Consider the following 17,054-nt stretch of genomic DNA (forward strand, 5'->3'; position numbering starts at 1 on the left):
CATCCCGGAATGACATCGCACTTAAGGACGGCACCGGTTGCCGCCTTGCGCGCCGGCTGGTAAACGCCGCCAATGGCCGAAAAACCCAAAAAACCCCAGAAACTGAAGGCGCGCCTGCCGCGCGGACTGGAAGATCGCGGCCCGGCCGCGATCAACGCCACGCGGGCGATGGTCGAGAAGATCCGCGCCGTCTACGAGCTCTACGGCTTCGAGCCGGTAGAGACGCCGGCGATGGAATACACCGACGCGCTCGGCAAGTTCCTGCCCGACCAGGACCGGCCCAACGAGGGCGTGTTCTCGTTCCAGGACGATGACGAGCAGTGGATCTCGCTGCGCTACGATCTGACCGCGCCGCTGGCGCGCTATGTCGCGGAAAACTTCGATGCGCTGCCGAAGCCGTATCGGTCCTATCGTTTCGGTTACGTCTTCCGCAACGAGAAGCCCGGCCCCGGCCGATTCCGTCAGTTCATGCAGTTCGACGCCGACACTGTCGGCTCGGCGACGCCGGCGGCTGACGCCGAGATCTGCATGATGGCGGCCGACACGATGGAAGCGCTCGGCGTCCCGCGCGGCTCCTATGTGGTGAAGGTGAACAATCGCAAGGTGCTGGACGGCGTGCTCGAGGCGATCGGTCTCGGCGGCGAAGCGAATGCTGGTCGTCGTCTCACCGTGCTGCGCGCGATCGACAAGCTCGACAAGTTTCCTGCCGACGAGGTTCGCAAGCTGCTCGGTCCCGGGCGATGGGACGGCGGCGAAGAGGGCAAGGGCGACTTCACCAAGGGCGCCGATTTGAGTCCGGCGGATGCCGATATTGTCCTTGCCGTCACGCAGCAGCGCGACGACTGGAAACAGGCCATTGCTGCGGCAGAGGCCTATCTGGCGAAGAGTGAGGTTGGTCAGGCCGGCGTGAGCGAGCTCGAGGAGATCGCCAAGCTGGTCGCGGCGTCCGGCTATGGCGCGGATCGCATCCGCATCGATCCGACTGTCGTGCGCGGCCTCGAATATTACACCGGCCCCGTCTACGAGGTTGAATTGCTGCTCGACACCAAGGACGAGAAGGGCCGCCCGGTGCGGTTCGGCTCGGTCGGGGGTGGCGGCCGCTATGACGGTCTCGTTTCGCGCTTCCGCGGCGAGCCGGTGCCGGCGACCGGCTTCTCGATCGGCGTGTCGCGGCTGCAGGCCGCGCTGACGATGCTCGGCCAGCTCGACACAAAGGCCGAATTCGGCCCCGTCGTCGTCACCGTGTTCGACCGCGACCGCGTCGGCGACTACCAGAAGATGGTCGCGCAACTGCGCCAGGCCGGCATCCGCGCCGAGCTCTATCTCGGCAACCCGAAGAACATGGGCAACCAGCTCAAATATGCCGACCGCCGCAACTCGCCCTGCGTGATCATCCAGGGTTCGGACGAGAAGGTGCGCGGCGAGGTGCAGATCAAGGACCTGATCGAGGGTGCCAAGGCGGCGGCGGCGATCGCCTCCAACCAGGAATGGCGTGAAACGCGTCCGGCGCAGTTCTCCTGCGCCGAGGCCGATCTGGTCGCGAAAGTGCGCGAGGTCCTGGCGCGGCATGACGTGGCGTGGGGATAGCTGGTTTGTCATGCGCGGGCTTGACCCGCGCATCCATCTTCAAAAGGATGGCGCGCCCGCCGACCCGGCAGATGACCGGTTTGCGCGTCAACGATAACCAGGGAGCTATTCCGATGCCCGAGATCACTGTCAGCATGGCCGCCGGCCGCACCGATGAACAGAAGGCTGGAATGATGCGCGACATCACCCAGGCGCTGGTGAAGAACCTCGGCGTCGACGCCGACGCGGTCGTGATCCAGATCAACGAGGCGCCGCTGCATCACAAGATGAAGGGCGGCAAGACCTTCGTCGAGCGCGCGGCAGCAGCGAAGAAATAATTCGACGTCGTCGTCCCGGCGAAAGCCGGGACCCATATGTGGACGGCCCCCGTGGCACAAGAGGTTTCTGGAACTGGTCGGATCGCTGTCATCCATATGTCCGGCCTGTTTGATGCGGTCGGATTGACCGCTGGGCCAAGATGGTTTCCGCGACGCGAGTGCCAAACAACCTGGCGACCTTCTGAAGGCCAATGGGTCCCGCGGCTTGTCTCGCGTGCTGGATCGATCGATCATTCCATCTGCTCTTGCAGCTCCGGTTCGGCCGGCGAGTGCAGCGTCCGGCCGGCCAAACTCTTAGGTGACGATTGCCGGCGCGGCATTGATCCGTGCGGCGTCGTAGTTCTCGCCCGTGACCATCAGCTTCCAGGCGATGCGGGCAACCTTGTTGGCGAGCGCCACCGCCGCCAGCTTCGGCGGCTTACGCTTGAGCAGCGCAACGAGCCAGCGCGAGGGCTGGCCGCGTCCGAGCCTTGCTTGCCGGATCACCGCAGTGGCTCCTGCCACGAGCAGCCGACGCAGGGTCTCGTCGCCGGCGCGGGTGATCTTGCCGAGCCTGGTCTTGCCGGCGGTGGAATGGTCTTTGGGTGTCAGGCCGAGCCAGGCCGCGAACCACCGGCCGGAGCGGAACGCGTGCGGGTCGGGGGTCTTCATCACCAACGCCGTCGCAATGATCGGACCGACCGAGGGGATCTGGGCCAGACGGCGGCTCGTGGCGTTGGCCCGGTGCCAGGCCAAAAGCTTGGCCTCGATCGTCTTCAGTTCGCCCTGCAGCTGCGTGTAGTCGCGGCCCTGCATGGCGAACAGCTCACGCGCCAGCGCCGGAAGGCTCTCGTCCTGCGCAATCCGTGCCAGCAGCGGCTCGATCTTGTCCAGTCCCTTGGCGGCGATCAGGCCAAACTCCGCCGCATAGCCGCGGATCGCATTGCTGAGCTGGGTGCGGCGGGCGATTAGCCCGTCGCGGACGCCCGTCAGCATCAGCGCGGCCTGCTGCTCGGCGCTCTTCACCGGCACAAACCGCATCCGCGGCCGGCTCATCGCTTCGCACAGCCCGTCCGCGTCTCGCCCGTCATTCTTGTTGCGTTCCACATACGGCTTCACCAGCTGCGGCGCCATCAGCTTCACCTCATGGCCGAGCTTGCCAAGCTCCCGAGCCCAGTAATGGGCCGCACCGCACGCCTCCATCCCGACCACGGTCGGCGGCAGTTTGGCAAAGAACTCCAGCACCTGCTTGCGCGACAGCTTCTTGCGCAACACCGCCTGCTCCGCCGCATCAACCCCATGCAGCACAAAAATATGCTTCGACGTATCCATTCCAATGCGGATAATCTCTCTCACGGACGGCTCCCTTGTCTGAGATTTGCAACAACCTCATTCTGGCACACTGATGCCGTAGGGGGCCGTCCACCCCATCAACCCCAGATGCCAATTTGTTATGTTCGCTGGGGCCCCAGCTTTCGTGACATCAGGCATTCGTGGTTGGGTCCCGGCCTTCGCCGGGACGACAGTCTTTTTGAGGCACCACATGGACGCACGCGACTTCATCAAGATCGGCATGAGCGCCGAGCGCGTGCTGGTGGTGCCGCCGGAGCGCACGGTCGGGCATTTCGTGCCCGGCATGCCGATGGTCTATGCGACGCCGATGATGATCCTCGAAATGGAGATGGCATCGGGCGATGCGATCCGCGCCGCGCTGCAGCCCGGCTGGGTCACGGTCGGGACCGAGGTCGACATCCGCCACCTCGCGGCCGCGCTGGTCGGGGCCACGGTGCGGACCACCGCAAAAGTGATCGCGGTCGAGCGCCGCGTGATCCGCTTCGAGGTCGAGGCCTTCGAGGGCGCGCGCAGGCTCGGCGAAGGCCGCCACGCCCGCGGCCTGATCAATGTCGAGAGTTTCAACAAGCGCCTGGCCGGGACGTCGGGTCAATAACAGTCGCAGGCAAAGGCGCGCTTGCTATCCGCTTGCCAGTTCGTCATGCGCAGGCTTGACCCGCGCATCCATCACGGAGGAAAGCGCTCTCTCGATCGATGGATTGCCGGGTCAAGCCCGGCAATGACGAGGTGGCCTACTTCGCCAATTCCTTCGAGCGTCTCGTCGCGGCGTCGATGGCGCGGGTCATCAGCGGCTGCAGGCCGTCATTGGCCATCAGCACCTCGAGCGCGGCGGCGGTGGTGCCGCCGGGCGAGGTGACGTTCTGCCGCAACGTCGCCGACGGCAGATCGGAGCGATGCAGCAGCTCGCCGGAGCCGGCGACGGTCGCGCGGGCCAGCGTGGTCGCAAGCTGCTCGGGTAGGCCGGCCGCGACGCCGGCGCGCGCCAACTCCTCGGCGAGCAGGAAGACATAGGCCGGGCCGGAGCCGGAGACCGCGGTCACCGCGTCCATCAGGCTCTCGTCGTCGACCCATTCGACGAGCCCGGTCGCCTTCAGCAGCGCATCCGTCATCGCGCGCTGTGCGGCGGTGACGCGCTTTGACGGCACCGCGACCGTGATGCCGCGTCCGATCGCCGCCGGCGTGTTCGGCATCGCGCGCACCACCGCGCCGCCGACAACCTCTTCCAGTGCAGAGATCGTCGTACCGGCCATGATCGAGACCACCAGTGTCGAGGGGCCGACGAAGGCCTTCAGCGCGGCGCCGGCATCGCGGAATGATTGCGGCTTCACCGCGACGACGAGTGTATCGACCGTGCCTAGATCCTTCGCCTGCGGATTGAGCCGCACGCCGCGCGCGGCGAGCGCGGAGATTTCGGGCGAAAGATACGGATCAATCACTGCGACCTGCTTTGGCGCAAGGCCCTGCGCGAGCCAGCCGGTCAGCATCGCGCCGCCCATCTTGCCCGCGCCCGCGAGCGCGATGGTGCCGGAAGTATTCGTCAGTGTGCTGCTGGATGTGCTCACAGGCGGCTCCGCAAACTCTCACATCGTCCCGGCGAAGGCCGGGACCCATAACCACAAGTGGTTCTAGTGAGGCACGCGATCAGCCACAAGCAGTTTGCGTGAGCCCCGAGGCCGCGGAGTATGGGTCCCGGCCTTCGCCGGGACGACACTGAGTATGCGGATGCCCTTACGCTTCGCCCTCGGTATCGAACATTGCCGCGGCCATCGCCTCGGCGGTCGACTTGCCGGCCCACACCACGAACTGGAACGCCGGATAGTAGCGCTCGCAGGCGTGGATCGCGTTGACCACCATGGCCTCGCATTGCGCGGTGGAGGCGGTGAGGCCGCCGGGCAGCACCAGCGCCTGGCGATGCATCACCATGCCGGTGTGGGTCCACAGATCGAAATGGCCGACCCACAATTGTTCGTTGATCGCGGCGACCAGCCGCTGCACCTCGGCGCGCCGCGCTTGCGGCATCTTCATGTCGAAGGCGCAGGCGAGATGCAGCGCTTCGATCTCGGCCATCCAGGTGAAGGAGAGCTGATAATCGATCCAGTCTCCCTTGGAGACAATCGTCACCTCGTCTTCGCCAGAACGCTCGAACGACCAGTTGTTGTCGGTGGCGATATCCTCGACCACCGCAAGCGGGTTGTTCCGGGAATCGATAATGCTTTCGAGGAGGGACATGCCGTCTCGGACCTTGTTCTTATGATCGCTTGATACGCACACGGAAGCCGGCACTTGCGACATACTGCGTCGTGGCCGAGTGCAGTTCCTTGACCGGGCTTCCGGATGCCCCTGGACCTGACGCCGATGAAGTGATGTGATTTGCGGAATCCGCGCAACCGCACGCCGAGTCCGTCCACAGCCAAAGCGCGCATCGTCCACAGCTGATCTCCGCCACACTTGTGATTTTGCGAACAAATCGGAATCTCTGCATTCGAATAACGATTTGTTAACCATTTGCAGGCGCTCTGCCGCACGCGTGAATCACCCCAAGCCCTCGCAGCGTCGCTGCAAGAGCCGCGGCGCGCTCATGGGGACATGCCGTTTCCCCATGCCAAAGGCCTTGCCCGGCTGTCGCGGTTTGGTCATATTTCGTGTCAGGCACGTCCATCCCGGGCGCGCCGATGTTCTCAGGGCGGGGTGAAAATCCCCACCGGCGGTAAGGGTGATGAGCCCAAGCCCGCGAGCGCCTTCTTCCGCGAAGCCGGGAGAAGGGTCAGCAGATTCGGTGCAATTCCGAAGCCGACGGTTACAGTCCGGATGAAAGAGAACGGTTGCGACAGCCAACGCGATTTTCGCGTGGGCTCGTGTCGTTGTCCGTGTGCCCTGATTCTGGTCCTGAAAGAGGAAAGCCATGAATCAGATGTTGCAAGACGCTGAAGTTCAAGACGCCGAAGTCCAAACCTCCCAAGCAGAAAACGCTCCCGATCATCCGGCTAGTCCGCCGGTGCCGGAGCATCCGCACTTCGCCAAGCCGCAGCGCGTTGCCTTCGTGCAGTCGTCCTGGCATCGCGACGTGGTGGAAGAGTGCCGCATCTCCTTCCTGAAGGAGATCGAGGCGCGTCACATCACCAATGTCGACGTGTTCGAGGTGCCAGGCTCGTTCGAGATCCCGCTGCACGCGCAGCTGCTGGCGAAGACGCGCCGCTACACCGCGATCGTCGCGGCCGGGCTCGTCGTCGATGGCGGCATCTACCGCCACGAATTCGTCGCCGACACCGTGATCAAGGCGCTGATGGACGTGCAGTTGCGCACCGAGGTGCCGGTGTTCTCGGCGGTGCTGACGCCGCAGCAATTCCACGAGACCGAGGTGCATTACGAGTTCTTCCGCAAGCACTTCGTGATCAAAGGGATCGAGGTCGCGGAGGCCTGCGCCAATACGTTGCTCAGCCTGGAACGTCTGCGCGGCCAGGTCGCGGCGGGAATTCCCGGCTAGCGCGCATGATCCTGAAAAGTGCGAAGCGGTTTTCCTCGCGACAAACGCGAAGCGTTTGCGCGGAGATCATGCGCAACTAAGAAGAGCGTCAACGCCCCAGGTCCAGCACAAAAGCGATTCCGGCATGCATGCCGGAGTCGCTCTCGCCTGCTCTGTGTTCGGTTATGCTTGCCGCCATAAATCAAAATGCGCGGGAGGCGCCCATGACCGAACAACATTCCTCCGACTGGCTCGGCCTGTCGGGCCGCGTTGCCGTCGTCACCGGCGGAGGCGGCGGCATCGGCCGCGCCACTGCCATAAGTTTCGCGCGCGCCGGCGTCAAGGTCGCCGCGCTCGATCGCGACGAGCGCGGGCTTGCCGAGACCAAGGCAAAGCTTCGCGAGTTCGGCGAAGGTCATCTCGTTGCGACCTGCGACACGACCAGCGAGGACAATGTCGCTGATGTCGCCGACACCGTTGCGCGCACGCTTGGTGGTTGCGACATCCTCGTCAACACCGCGGCGGTGCTGCGCCCCGGCGGACTCGACACACTGCCGCTCGCTGAATGGAACGCGGTGCTGGCGGTCAATCTCACCGGCTATTTCATCTGCGCGCAGGCGTTCGGCAGTCAGATGCGCAAGGCCGGACGCGGCAGCCTCATTCACGTCGCCTCGATCGCCGCCAGCAACGCGCAGGGCCAGAGCGGCGCCTACAGCGTCAGCAAGGCCGCCGTCGTGATGCTCTCGCAGCAACTCGCCACCGAATGGGGGCCGCACGGTATCCGCAGCAATGTGGTCAGCCCCGGCCTCGTCGTCACGCCGATGAGCCAGGCGTTCTACGATACGCCCGGGGTCACCGAACGGCGCACCGCCGTGGTGCCGATGCGCCGGATCGGAGCGCCGCAGGACATGGCGGATGCAACGCTGTTCCTGGCGAGCGACAGGTCGTCATACGTCAATGGTGAGGAGATCATCGTCGATGGCGGCTATGCGCGGACGCTGATGAGCCACGTTCCGCGGCCGGGATTCTAGCGCATCGGCCGCCACACATCAGGTGTCGTCCCGGCCTCGAGCCGGGACCCATAGCCACGAATGCGAATTGATTTACAACGCTGGAGCCACAGCCGTCGCAACAACAACGGCTGGTGGTTATGGGTTCCTGCTTTCGCAGGGACGACGGCGAGTTAATCGAACAGGCTCGACACCGACTCTTCCGCCGCGGTGCGGCCGATTGCTTCGGCGATCAGGCCGGCGATCGAGATCTGGCGGATGTTCGGGGCCTTGTTGACGGCTTCGGTCGGCAGGATCGAGTCGGTGATGACCAGTTCCTTCAGCCGCGACGATGCAATCCGCGCGGCGGCGCCGCCGGACAACACGCCGTGGGTGATGTAGGCCGAGACTTCCTTGGCGCCGTGCGCGATCAGCGCCTCGGCGGCGTTCACCAGCGTGCCGCCGGAGTCGACGATGTCGTCGACCAGGATGCAGTTGTAGCCGGCGACGTCGCCGATCACGTTCATCACCTCGGACTCACCGGGGCGCTCGCGGCGCTTGTCGACGATCGCCAGCGGAGTGTTGATGCGCTTGGCGAGGCCGCGGGCACGCGCCACGCCGCCGACGTCGGGCGACACCACCATCACCTTGGCGAGGTCGAACTTCTCTCTGATATCGCGCACCATCAGGGGAGCAGCGAACAGATTGTCGGTCGGGATGTCGAAGAAGCCCTGGATCTGGCCGGCATGCAGGTCGAGCGTCATGACGCGGTCGACACCGGCATGGGCGATCAGGTTGGCGACGAGCTTGGCCGAGATCGGCGTGCGCGAGCCGGAGCGGCGGTCCTGCCTGGCATAGCCGAAATAGGGGATCACTGCCGTGATGCGGCGCGCCGAGGAGCGGCGCAGCGCGTCAGTGATGATCAAGAGTTCCATCAGATTGTCGTTGGCCGGAAACGACGTCGACTGCAGGATGAACATGTCCGAGCCGCGGACGTTTTCCTGGATCTCGACGAAGATCTCCATGTCGGCGAAACGCCGGACCACGGCCTTGGTGAGTTCGATGCCAAGTCCCTTGGCGATGTCCTGCGCCAGCGCAGGATTGGAGTTGCCGGCGACGAGCTTGATTGATCCGTTTTTTGCCGACATCGATGCTTCCCCCCGCGCCTTGCTGGATACGACGTTCAGCATCTCAAGTCCTTACAGAACCGGCGGGTTTTCGGTGCGCGAGGGAATATCAGGCAGGCGGCCGCGCTGGCAACCCATTAGCCCGCCTTCATCGCCGTTTTCCTGGGCAAAAAACGCCTTTCCCCGGGAGATACCGGGGGTTAGTCGGCGGAATAGCCCAGCGCCACAGTCTCGGGCGCGGCGGAGGCCGGGGCGCTCGCCACCGTCGGGCCCCGCAGCTCCGGTGCCGGGGCGGACGCCGGGCCGCCGTTGATCATGCCGGACAGGCCGCTGAGGCCGGCCTGGGCGATCCTGCGCAGCACCAGATCGTCGGCCGCAGCCCAGGCGTCGCGACCGGCCTTGCCGGCCGGCTCTTCGCCGGAGAGCCGCAGCGCGCGCTGCTGGTTGCTGTCGTAGACGTCCCACACCCACGCGATCATGGTGCGGCCGCGGACCACCTGCGCCGACAGATAGCTGCGCACGCGATACGCCGCGGTGCCCTCGCGCGACACGATCGACAGGCTGCGCAGCTTGGATTCACTGTCGAGCACGCCGACCATGCGGTCGAACACTTGGGGCGGCGGGCCGTCGATCGATTCGAATGCGACGGTCGCGCCGCTCGCTGCCGGCGTGGCCATGGCATAGGAGTCGGCGACATTGCCGCCGGCCGCGCAGCCGCCGAGCGCGCAGGCGACCGCCAGCCATGTGGCTGCGATCGCGGCACGCACGGCTGTCCCAGTTTGAAACTGGTGGTTTGACGCTTCCCTCATTGCGTCCTGCGATATCGTTAAAACGGCTTAACGTCTAGGGCAGGACGGCCACAGCCCTTAACCGATCCGGCGGCGGTGCCAGGAGGTTTCGGATTTTCCCCGCTCAGTCAGAGAGATGGTGCCGCATCGCTTCGGTGATCGAGGTTTGGGCGGCTGGCCGCGCACGATGGCCGCCAGACGCGGCGTCAGCCTTCCAGCGCGATGGCGTGAACGTGTCGGCCGTAATCGCCTTCCTTGCGGTGCACGGAGCGGCGGTAGCTGAAGCAGCGTTCGTCGGAATAGGTGTCGACGCCGAGATCGTCGATCATCAGCACGCCGGCATTTTCCAGCCGCATGCGGATGAAGCCGGGGAGATCGAACATCGCGTGTCCGTCGCGCTCGCTGGGCATGAAGAACATGCCGTTCTCGGCATCGGCCTCGATGAAGCGTTCGACGAATTCGTTTCCGACCTCGTAGGATTCCTTGCGGATCAGCGGGCCGATCGCGGCGACGATGCCGCCGCGCTCGGCGCCGAGCTTCTCCATAGCGTCGATGGTCGATTCCAGAATGCCGGTCAGCGCGCCCTTCCAGCCGGCATGCGCCGCACCGATCACCGCGCGCATTGGGATCGACGAACAGGATCGGGCCGCAGTCGGCGGTGGTGACCGAGATCGCAAGACCTTCGACGCGCGTGACCAGCGCATCCGCCTTCGGACGCGCGGCGCCGTTCCACGGGCCGGTCACCGCCACGACGTCGGGCGAGTGGACCTGATGCACGCTGATCAGGTGATCGAGCGGCACGCCGAGCTGCTCCGCCATCCGCCGGCGGTTCTCCAAGACCTTGGCCGGATCGTCGCGCGAGCCGAGCCCGCCATTGAGGCCGGCATAGATGCCTTCGGAGACGCCGCCCTCGCGCGAGAAGAAGGCGTGGCGCAGGCTAGGTATGGCCGACAGCAGCGGTGATCCCAATGTCATGATGGTTCGGTCTCGTCAGGCTGATCGCTGAGGCCGGCGATCGTGGTGAGGCGCGGGTCGGAGATGGCCATGACCTTGAACATCGAGCCCATCCCGCCGCGCCCGGAATCGGTCAGGCGCCTTAGTGCACCGGCGACGTCGGCGGAAACCTCCGGGCTGGCTTTCGCCATCAGCCCGGCGGCGCGGGCCTCGACGCCGAGGCGCTTGAGGAAGTCGCCCTGCGTCGCCGGCCCGTGGACGCGCGCGCCGACGTCCTCGGCGGCCCGTGCCAGCGCCTGGAAATCGACATGCGCGGTGACGTCGGCCTGGCCCGGGTTCTTCAGCGGGTCGGCGAAGCTGTGACGCGCGATCGCCTGGAAGGTGTCGCCGGCGTCGCTGCGCAGATGGCCGTAATCGATGATCAGCGCGGCGCCGTCCTGGTCGCGCAGGCGCGTTGCGAGCTTCATGATCTCGTTGTCGGGCCGCCATTCGAACACCGCGCCGAGCGGGGCGGCGCGCACCAGCGGCGGCAGCAGCACCTCGAAGTGCGGTGTCGGCTCGGCGGCGGGCGCGAAATACAGGTTGCCGTTGGCGTCCATCCCGACCATGCGCTCGTGCCAGCCGGTCTCGCGGCGGATCATCTGGTGGATCGGCAGCACGTCGAAATATTCGTTGGCGAGGATCACCGCCGGTCCTTCCGGCACGTCGTCGACGCTGTCGTGCCAGGTGATGTTGCGCACGCCGGTCAGCGTGGCGTGCTGCTTTTCGCGCAGCACCGGATTGACCTCGACGAGGTGGATGCTGAGCGACTGGTAGAGCGGCGGCAGCACGCGCAGCGCACGCAAAGCGTCAGACATCATGGTGCCGCGGCCGGGGCCGAGCTCGATCAGGCGCAGCGTCTCCGGCGAACCGATCGCGCGCCAGACCGAGGCGCTCCACAGCCCGAGCAGTTCGCCGAACATCTGGCTGACTTCCGGCGCCGTGGTGAAGTCGCCCTCGCGGCCGAGCGGATCGCGCGACAAATAGTAGCCGTGCCGCGGATGCATCAGGCACAATTCCATGTAGCGCCAGACCGGCATCGGTCCGGACAGCTTGATCAGCTTCCTGATCTCATCCAGCAACGGGGAGGGTTCGCTCACGGCCTTCCTTGGATTGGACTTGCCTGGATTGGAGTTGCCTAGGCGCTCGGCGCCGGCCGCTTCGCCTTGCGGACGGCGGCCACCATGATGATAACGCCCACAATAAGCATTGGCACCGACAGCAACATCCCCATGGTTAATCCGCCCCACAGGAATCCGAGCTGCGGGTCGGGCTCCCGGAAATGCTCGCCGATGATTCGGGCAACACCATAGAAGGTGATGAATGCGCCGAGGATCAGGCCGGGCCGCTTGAGCGCGCCCATCCGGATCATGATCGCGAGCACCGTGAACAGCACGATGCCTTCGAGCCCGGCCTCGTAGAGCTGGCTCGGATGGCGTGGCAGCGGCCCGCCATTGGGGAAGATCATGGCCCAGGGCAGATGAGGGTCGGCGTGACGGCCCCACAATTCGCTGTTGATGAAGTTGGCGAGCCGGCCGAGGAACAGCCCGATCGGCGCGACCGCGGTGGTGATGTCGCCGAGCGACAGGATCGAAATGTTGTTGCGCCGGGCAAACAGCATCACCGCCGCGACACAGCCGAGGAAGCCGCCGTGGAACGACATGCCGCCCTTCCACAGTTCCAGGATCTCGGAAGGGTGCGCCATGAAGAACGGCAGGTTGTAGAACAACACGTAGCCGGTGCGGCCGCCGACGATGATGCCGATGGTGACCCAGAGGATGAAATCGTCGAGCTGCGGCAGCGTGATCGGTGCCGGGCCGCCCCACAGCCGTTCCTTCCGGATCAGCGAGCGGGCATAGATCCAGCCCAGCACGATGCCGACGATGTAGGCCAGCGCATACCAGCGGATCACGATCGGGCCGAGCGAGAGCGCGACGGGGTTGAATACCGGAAAGTCGATCAGCAGGAACGGCATCGTGTGTCTTTAAGACTTCAGCTCACCAGGTTGCGGCGGTAGAGCGCCAGCAGCCGCTCCCAGTGGCGTTCGGCGGCGTCGCGGTCATAGACCGGGCGCTTCGGGAACGCAAAGCCGTGATGCGTGCCGGGATAGATCTCGACCTCGTTGTTCGATCCCTTCATGCCGGCCTTCACCTGCTCGATGATTTCCTGTGGCGCGTAGATATCCGTCTCGGCGCAGGCGAAATAGAGTTCGGCCTTGGTCTTTTGCGCGGCAAGATGCGGACTGTCCGCCTGGTCGGTCGCCAGATGCGTGCCGTAGACCGAGGCGGCGGCCTTGACGCGATCGCCGAAGTGCGTCGCCGCGTTCACCGCATAGCGGCCGCTCATGCAGTAGCCGACGGTGCCGATGATTTTCGTGTTGGCCGCCTTCTGCGTCTCGGCATAGGCGAGCAGGCCCTTGGTGTCTTCCATGACCAGCGGGATGTTGAGCGAGTGCATCAGCTCGAACATGCGCTTGCGCTCGGGCGATTCCGGATCGGGATTGATCGGGCCGAGCTCCATCACGCCGGCGCGGTAGTACATGTTCGGCAGCATCACGTAATAGCCTGAGGTGCCGAGCCGGCGCGCCATGTCGCGCAGCTCCTCGCGGATCGCCGGCGCGTCCATGTAGAAGATGACGACCGGGAAGGGGCCGCCGCGCTCTGGATGGGTGATGAAGGTGGTGGTCTTGCCGTCCTTGGTCGGGATCTCGACGGTATGCTCGATCATGGCGTTTCTGCTCGCGTTATGTGTGCGATTTCTGTTGTGAGTTCATACGATTGCAAGGAAACCGGAGCATGACAAGGCAAGCTACCGGGAGGCCTGCCATTCGCGGCGGACTTGAACCCGACGGCGGGGATAGCCATTGTCTTATCGCGATTCAGTGCATGCGGAGAGCTTTGCGAGATGACCCAGACCAGCAACCGGTTTTTCGATGAGATCGGCCGTTTGATGAACGACGCCGCCGGCGCCGCCCAGGGCGTCAAGCGCGAGGTCGACACGGTCATGCGCAACCAGGCCGAACGGATTCTGCGCGACCTCGACGTGGTCAAGCGCGAGGAGTTCGACGCGGTCAAGGACATGGCCCGGCTGGCGCGCGAGGAGAACGAGGCGCTGAAGGCGCGGATCGCCGCGCTGGAAGCCAAGCTCGGGGGCGGCGCGGCCGGCTGATCCTGTCTCGCTCGTCATGGTCGGGCTTGACCCGGCCATCCATCTCTCCTTTTGGAAAAGCCCTTTTCTTGATGGATGCCTGGGGCGAGCCCGGGCATGACGAAGGGGCGGATCGCGTCCGCAGAAAAATCCCTTCATTTCCTTGTCATTTCGGCCCTTTGGGGCTAAAAGCCCGCCACGTCCGCGGCCCCCGCACCCCTGGAGGCTTGCTGTGGACCTGAGCATGGGCCGCGCTGCGGCCTTTAACTTTTTAAATACAAGGACTTAACGCTATGGCGACCGTCAAGGAGTTGAAGGCGACCGCGCGTCCGCAGAGCGGCAAGGGGGCCGCCCGGGCAGAGCGTCGCGCCGGGAGAGTTCCCGGAGTGATCTACGGAGACAACCAGCCCCCCCTCACCATCTCGGTTGAAGATCGTGAACTGCGCCAGCGCATCCTGGCGGGCCGGTTCCTGACCACGTTGTTCGATATCGATCTCGAGGGCAAGAAGCATCGCGTGATTCCGCGCGACTACCACCTCGATCCGGTGAAGGACTTCCCGATCCATGTCGACTTCATGCGGCTCGGCGAAGGCGCGACCATCCGCGTCAGCGTGCCGCTGCACGTCGTGAACGCGGAAACCGCCCCCGGCATCAAGCGCGGCGGCACGGTGAACATCGTCACCCACGCGCTCGAACTCGAGTGCGCGGTCGACAACATCCCGCAATACATCGAGGCCGATGTCGGCAGCCTCGAGATCAGCCACTCGCTGCATCTCTCCGACGTCAAGCTGCCCAAGGGCGTGAAGTCGCTGACCCGCGAGGACGCAACCCTGGTCACCATCGTGCCGCCGTCCGGCTACGCCGAAGAGCAGAAGGCCGCAGCGGCGGCGGCTGCCGGTGGCGCTGCTCCGGCCGCGGGTGCTGCAGCTCCGGCCGCTGCGGCGGCTCCGGCTGCGGGTGCTGCGGCTCCGGCCGCGGGTGCCAAGGCCCCCGCCGGTGGCGACAAGAAGAAGTAATCGATCAGGTCGGCGCGCGATCCTCTGATGGCGCGCCGACGCGGGATGCCGTGCCATGCGCCTTTTTGTTGGTCTTGGTAATCCCGGCGCGAAATACGCCAGCAACCGGCACAATATCGGTTTCCTGGCGGTCGACGAGATTGCACGGCGTCATGGTTTCGCACCATGGCGCCGTCGCTTTCAGGGCGAGACCTCCGAAGGCGTGGTCGATCGTGAGAAGGTCGTGCTGCTGAAGCCGACCACCTACATGAACGAGTCCGGGCGCGCGGTGCAGGAAGCGGCGAACTTCTTCAAGCTCGCGCCCGCCGACATCACCGTGTTCCAGGACGAGCTCGAACTGCCGCCGGCCAAGGTGCGGGTCAAGATCGGCGGCGGGATCGCCGGCCATAACGGACTGCGCTCGATCTCCGCCCATATCGGCAACGAATATCGGCGGGTGCGGCTCGGGATCGGTCATCCCGGCGTCAAGGAGCTCGTGCACAGCCACGTGCTGTCGGACTTCGCCAAGAGCGACCGGGCGTGGGTGGAGGCCTTGTGCCAGGCCGTCGCCGACAATGCCGGCCTGCTGGCTGCGGGGCACGACGCCTCGTTCGCCAACAAGGTGCATTTGACGATGCAGGCCAAGGGATTTTTCGACAAGGGTGAGAACGGCGGCGAGAAGCCGGCCTGATCCCCTTGTGCCTGGCGCGAGGCCGGGCATGACGAAGATGGATAGAGGAAGACATGGGATTCAAATGCGGGATCGTCGGGCTGCCTAACGTCGGCAAGTCGACGCTGTTCAATGCGCTGACCGAGACGGCGGCCGCTCAGGCGGCGAACTATCCGTTCTGCACCATCGAGCCGAATGTCGGCGAGGTGGCGGTGCCCGATCCGCGGCTGGACAAGCTGTCGGCGATCGCGAAATCCGCGCAGATCATCCCGACCCGGCTCACCTTCGTCGACATCGCAGGCCTGGTGCGCGGCGCGTCGCAGGGCGAGGGTCTCGGCAACCAGTTCCTCGCCAACATCCGCGAGGTCGATGCCATCGCCCATGTGGTGCGCTGCTTCGAGGATTCCGACATCACCCATGTCGAAGGCAAGATCGCGCCGCTCGCCGATATCGAGACCATCGAGACCGAGCTGATGCTGTCCGACCTCGACAGCCTCGAGAAGCGCGTCGACAACCTGTCGAAGAAGGCCAAGGGCAACGACAAGGAAGCCAAGGAGCAGCTCGAACTCGTCAACCGCGCGCTGGTGCTGCTGCGCGACGGCAAGCCGGCGCGTGCGATGGAGCGCAAGCCGGAGGAGGAGCGCGGGTTCCGCATGCTCGGGCTCCTGACCTCGAAGCCCGTGCTCTATGTCTGCAACGTCGAGGAAGGCTCGGCCAAGGACGGCAACAATTTCTCCAGGGCGGTGTTCGAACGCGCCAAGCAGGAGGGTGCAGTCGCGGTCGTGATCTCGGCCAAGATCGAATCCGAGATCGCGACGCTGTCGCGCGAGGAGCGTGTCGACTTCCTGGAAACGCTCGGTCTGGAAGAGGCCGGGCTCGACCGGCTGATCCGCGCCGGTTACAGGCTGCTCGACCTGATCACCTATTTCACCGTCGGCCCGAAGGAAGCCCGCGCCTGGACCATCGACCGCGGCACCAAGGCGCCAGCGGCTGCCGGCGTGATCCATACCGATTTCGAGAAGGGTTTCATCCGCGCCGAGACCATCGCCTATGCGGATTACATCGCCGGCAATGGCGAAGCCGGCGCGCGCGATGCCGGTAAGCTGCGGCTTGAAGGCAAGGACTACGTCGTCGCCGACGGCGACGTCATGCATTTCAGGTTCAATACCTGATCGGGTTCTAGACTAGCTTCGGTTTCTCGACTCGTCGTCCCGGCCAAGCGAAGCGCGAGCCGGGATGTGGCCCCAGCTCGCTCCATCCCGATGTCCTGTGGCCATGGGTGCCTGCTTTCGCAGGGACGACACTGAATGTGCGGACACGGCGCAGCTAAAAAGCGTTCTACCGATCCGCCCGCCCAATCACGTCCATCAGCTCGGCGATCTTGCGCCGCTGGTCGGCCTTGTCGCCGGACGAGATCGCATGCTCCACGCAATGCGCCACATGATCGCGCAGCACCTCTTCCTCGACGCGGCGTAGCGCCGCGCGCGCCGCGGCGATCTGCGTCACCACGTCGATGCAATAGCGGTCGTTCTCGACCATGGTGGCTAGCCCGCGGATCTGACCCTCGATCCGTTTGAGCCGTTTTAAACAGGACGTCTTGACCTCGTCTCTCATAGGTCTCATATACCCCCATAGGGTATATAAAT

18 protein-coding genes, 1 pseudogene and 1 riboswitch are annotated in these 17,054 nt (G+C 65.1%); of the genes and pseudogenes, 9 read left to right on the plus strand and 10 right to left on the minus strand.

Annotation, left to right across the window (positions count from 1 at the left end):
- Positions 1–72: 72 nt before the first annotated feature.
- Both hisS and ACVILL_RS19675 read left to right on the plus strand, forming a co-directional pair.
- Positions 73–1,587 carry a histidine--tRNA ligase gene (hisS, locus tag ACVILL_RS19670; RefSeq protein WP_456730570.1) on the plus strand — a complete coding sequence of 505 codons (1,515 nt, stop codon included), beginning with the start codon at positions 73–75 and terminating at the stop codon, positions 1,585–1,587.
- A 113-nt stretch (positions 1,588–1,700) separates the two neighbouring features.
- Positions 1,701–1,904 carry a tautomerase family protein gene (locus ACVILL_RS19675; protein WP_044538952.1) on the plus strand — a complete coding sequence of 68 codons (204 nt, stop codon included), beginning with the start codon at positions 1,701–1,703 and terminating at the stop codon, positions 1,902–1,904.
- A 294-nt stretch (positions 1,905–2,198) separates the two neighbouring features.
- On the opposite strand, the gene ACVILL_RS19680 is transcribed toward ACVILL_RS19675, so the two are convergent.
- Positions 2,199–3,239, minus strand: a complete 1,041-nt coding sequence (locus tag ACVILL_RS19680) for an IS110 family RNA-guided transposase (RefSeq protein ID WP_456728609.1) — start codon at positions 3,237–3,239, stop codon at positions 2,199–2,201.
- 187 nt (positions 3,240–3,426) lie between these two features.
- On the opposite strand from ACVILL_RS19680, the gene ACVILL_RS19685 reads away from it, so the two are divergent.
- Positions 3,427–3,831: a thioesterase family protein gene (locus ACVILL_RS19685; RefSeq protein ID WP_456730571.1), complete on the plus strand. Its 405-nt coding sequence runs from the start codon at positions 3,427–3,429 to the stop codon at positions 3,829–3,831.
- Between the two features lie 136 nt (positions 3,832–3,967).
- Here the strand turns inward: ACVILL_RS19685 and proC are convergent, their stop codons facing one another.
- Together proC and ACVILL_RS19695 are read right to left on the minus strand one after the other, a co-directional pair.
- Positions 3,968–4,798: a pyrroline-5-carboxylate reductase gene (proC, locus tag ACVILL_RS19690; RefSeq protein ID WP_456730572.1), complete on the minus strand. Its 831-nt coding sequence runs from the start codon at positions 4,796–4,798 to the stop codon at positions 3,968–3,970.
- Between the two features lie 166 nt (positions 4,799–4,964).
- A complete protein-coding gene (locus ACVILL_RS19695) occupies positions 4,965–5,465 on the minus strand; it encodes a YbjN domain-containing protein (RefSeq protein ID WP_456730573.1) in 501 nt (166 codons plus the stop codon).
- Positions 5,466–5,906: 441 nt separating this feature from the next.
- Positions 5,907–6,060: riboswitch (FMN riboswitch) on the plus strand.
- Between the two features lie 78 nt (positions 6,061–6,138).
- Between ACVILL_RS19695 and ACVILL_RS19700 the strand changes: the two genes are divergently transcribed.
- Positions 6,139–6,720 carry a 6,7-dimethyl-8-ribityllumazine synthase gene (locus ACVILL_RS19700; protein WP_456730574.1) on the plus strand — a complete coding sequence of 194 codons (582 nt, stop codon included), beginning with the start codon at positions 6,139–6,141 and terminating at the stop codon, positions 6,718–6,720.
- A 203-nt stretch (positions 6,721–6,923) separates the two neighbouring features.
- Positions 6,924–7,730 (plus strand): SDR family NAD(P)-dependent oxidoreductase, encoded by an 807-nt coding sequence (locus ACVILL_RS19705; RefSeq protein ID WP_456730575.1) that lies wholly within the window; start codon positions 6,924–6,926, stop codon positions 7,728–7,730.
- A 152-nt stretch (positions 7,731–7,882) separates the two neighbouring features.
- On the opposite strand, the gene ACVILL_RS19710 is transcribed toward ACVILL_RS19705, so the two are convergent.
- From ACVILL_RS19710 to ACVILL_RS19735, 6 genes and pseudogenes are all read right to left on the minus strand, one after another.
- Positions 7,883–8,836: a ribose-phosphate pyrophosphokinase gene (locus ACVILL_RS19710; protein WP_181196283.1), complete on the minus strand. Its 954-nt coding sequence runs from the start codon at positions 8,834–8,836 to the stop codon at positions 7,883–7,885.
- 179 nt (positions 8,837–9,015) lie between these two features.
- Entirely contained in the window at positions 9,016–9,624 is a 609-nt protein-coding gene (locus ACVILL_RS19715; RefSeq protein WP_456730576.1) for a hypothetical protein, read from the minus strand.
- A 185-nt stretch (positions 9,625–9,809) separates the two neighbouring features.
- A pseudogene (pgeF, locus tag ACVILL_RS19720) lies at positions 9,810–10,578 on the minus strand (peptidoglycan editing factor PgeF).
- Positions 10,575–11,636 (minus strand): class I SAM-dependent methyltransferase, encoded by a 1,062-nt coding sequence (locus ACVILL_RS19725; protein WP_456734301.1) that lies wholly within the window; start codon positions 11,634–11,636, stop codon positions 10,575–10,577. The pseudogene pgeF and the gene ACVILL_RS19725 overlap by 4 nt, the downstream one beginning before the upstream one ends.
- 98 nt (positions 11,637–11,734) lie before the next feature.
- Entirely contained in the window at positions 11,735–12,571 is an 837-nt protein-coding gene (gene lgt / locus ACVILL_RS19730) for a prolipoprotein diacylglyceryl transferase (protein ID WP_456730577.1), read from the minus strand.
- Between the two features lie 17 nt (positions 12,572–12,588).
- Positions 12,589–13,323: a dienelactone hydrolase family protein gene (locus ACVILL_RS19735; RefSeq protein WP_456730578.1), complete on the minus strand. Its 735-nt coding sequence runs from the start codon at positions 13,321–13,323 to the stop codon at positions 12,589–12,591.
- A 177-nt stretch (positions 13,324–13,500) separates the two neighbouring features.
- On the opposite strand from ACVILL_RS19735, the gene ACVILL_RS19740 reads away from it, so the two are divergent.
- The 4 genes from ACVILL_RS19740 (at position 13,501) to ychF (ending at position 16,580) form a co-directional block, all read left to right on the plus strand.
- Positions 13,501–13,764 (plus strand): accessory factor UbiK family protein, encoded by a 264-nt coding sequence (locus ACVILL_RS19740; protein WP_456730579.1) that lies wholly within the window; start codon positions 13,501–13,503, stop codon positions 13,762–13,764.
- Between the two features lie 272 nt (positions 13,765–14,036).
- Positions 14,037–14,759 (plus strand): 50S ribosomal protein L25/general stress protein Ctc, encoded by a 723-nt coding sequence (locus tag ACVILL_RS19745; RefSeq protein WP_456730580.1) that lies wholly within the window; start codon positions 14,037–14,039, stop codon positions 14,757–14,759.
- Positions 14,760–14,814: 55 nt separating this feature from the next.
- Positions 14,815–15,429 carry an aminoacyl-tRNA hydrolase gene (gene pth / locus ACVILL_RS19750; protein ID WP_456730581.1) on the plus strand — a complete coding sequence of 205 codons (615 nt, stop codon included), beginning with the start codon at positions 14,815–14,817 and terminating at the stop codon, positions 15,427–15,429.
- A gap of 53 nt (positions 15,430–15,482) precedes the next feature.
- Complete coding sequence (gene ychF, locus ACVILL_RS19755; RefSeq protein ID WP_456730582.1) at positions 15,483–16,580, plus strand: redox-regulated ATPase YchF; 1,098 nt, start codon at positions 15,483–15,485, stop codon at positions 16,578–16,580.
- 166 nt (positions 16,581–16,746) lie between these two features.
- Here ychF and ACVILL_RS19760 read toward each other — a convergent pair whose 3' ends face one another.
- Positions 16,747–17,022, minus strand: coding sequence for a metal-sensitive transcriptional regulator (locus tag ACVILL_RS19760; RefSeq protein ID WP_456730583.1), 276 nt, complete (start codon positions 17,020–17,022; stop codon positions 16,747–16,749).
- Positions 17,023–17,054: the final 32 nt, after the last annotated feature.

Source organism: Bradyrhizobium sp. USDA 3364, assembly GCF_054056355.1.

Excerpts from the sequence above, each read along its gene's own strand:
- hisS (WP_456730570.1), top strand. The coding sequence starts at position 73 with ATGGCCGAAAAACCCAAAAAACCCCAGAAACTGAAGGCGCGCCTGCCG.
- ACVILL_RS19675 (WP_044538952.1), top strand. The coding sequence starts at position 1,701 with ATGCCCGAGATCACTGTCAGCATGGCCGCCGGCCGCACCGATGAACAG.
- ACVILL_RS19685 (WP_456730571.1), top strand. The coding sequence starts at position 3,427 with ATGGACGCACGCGACTTCATCAAGATCGGCATGAGCGCCGAGCGCGTG.
- ACVILL_RS19695 (WP_456730573.1), bottom strand. The coding sequence starts at position 5,465 with ATGTCCCTCCTCGAAAGCATTATCGATTCCCGGAACAACCCGCTTGCG.
- ACVILL_RS19700 (WP_456730574.1), top strand. The coding sequence starts at position 6,139 with ATGAATCAGATGTTGCAAGACGCTGAAGTTCAAGACGCCGAAGTCCAA.
- ACVILL_RS19705 (WP_456730575.1), top strand. The coding sequence starts at position 6,924 with ATGACCGAACAACATTCCTCCGACTGGCTCGGCCTGTCGGGCCGCGTT.
- ACVILL_RS19710 (WP_181196283.1), bottom strand. The coding sequence starts at position 8,836 with ATGTCGGCAAAAAACGGATCAATCAAGCTCGTCGCCGGCAACTCCAAT.
- ACVILL_RS19715 (WP_456730576.1), bottom strand. The coding sequence starts at position 9,624 with ATGAGGGAAGCGTCAAACCACCAGTTTCAAACTGGGACAGCCGTGCGT.
- ACVILL_RS19725 (WP_456734301.1), bottom strand. The coding sequence starts at position 11,636 with ATGCCGGTCTGGCGCTACATGGAATTGTGCCTGATGCATCCGCGGCAC.
- lgt (WP_456730577.1), bottom strand. The coding sequence starts at position 12,571 with ATGCCGTTCCTGCTGATCGACTTTCCGGTATTCAACCCCGTCGCGCTC.
- ACVILL_RS19735 (WP_456730578.1), bottom strand. The coding sequence starts at position 13,323 with ATGATCGAGCATACCGTCGAGATCCCGACCAAGGACGGCAAGACCACC.
- ACVILL_RS19740 (WP_456730579.1), top strand. The coding sequence starts at position 13,501 with ATGACCCAGACCAGCAACCGGTTTTTCGATGAGATCGGCCGTTTGATG.
- ACVILL_RS19745 (WP_456730580.1), top strand. The coding sequence starts at position 14,037 with ATGGCGACCGTCAAGGAGTTGAAGGCGACCGCGCGTCCGCAGAGCGGC.
- pth (WP_456730581.1), top strand. The coding sequence starts at position 14,815 with ATGCGCCTTTTTGTTGGTCTTGGTAATCCCGGCGCGAAATACGCCAGC.
- ychF (WP_456730582.1), top strand. The coding sequence starts at position 15,483 with ATGGGATTCAAATGCGGGATCGTCGGGCTGCCTAACGTCGGCAAGTCG.
- ACVILL_RS19760 (WP_456730583.1), bottom strand. The coding sequence starts at position 17,022 with ATGAGAGACGAGGTCAAGACGTCCTGTTTAAAACGGCTCAAACGGATC.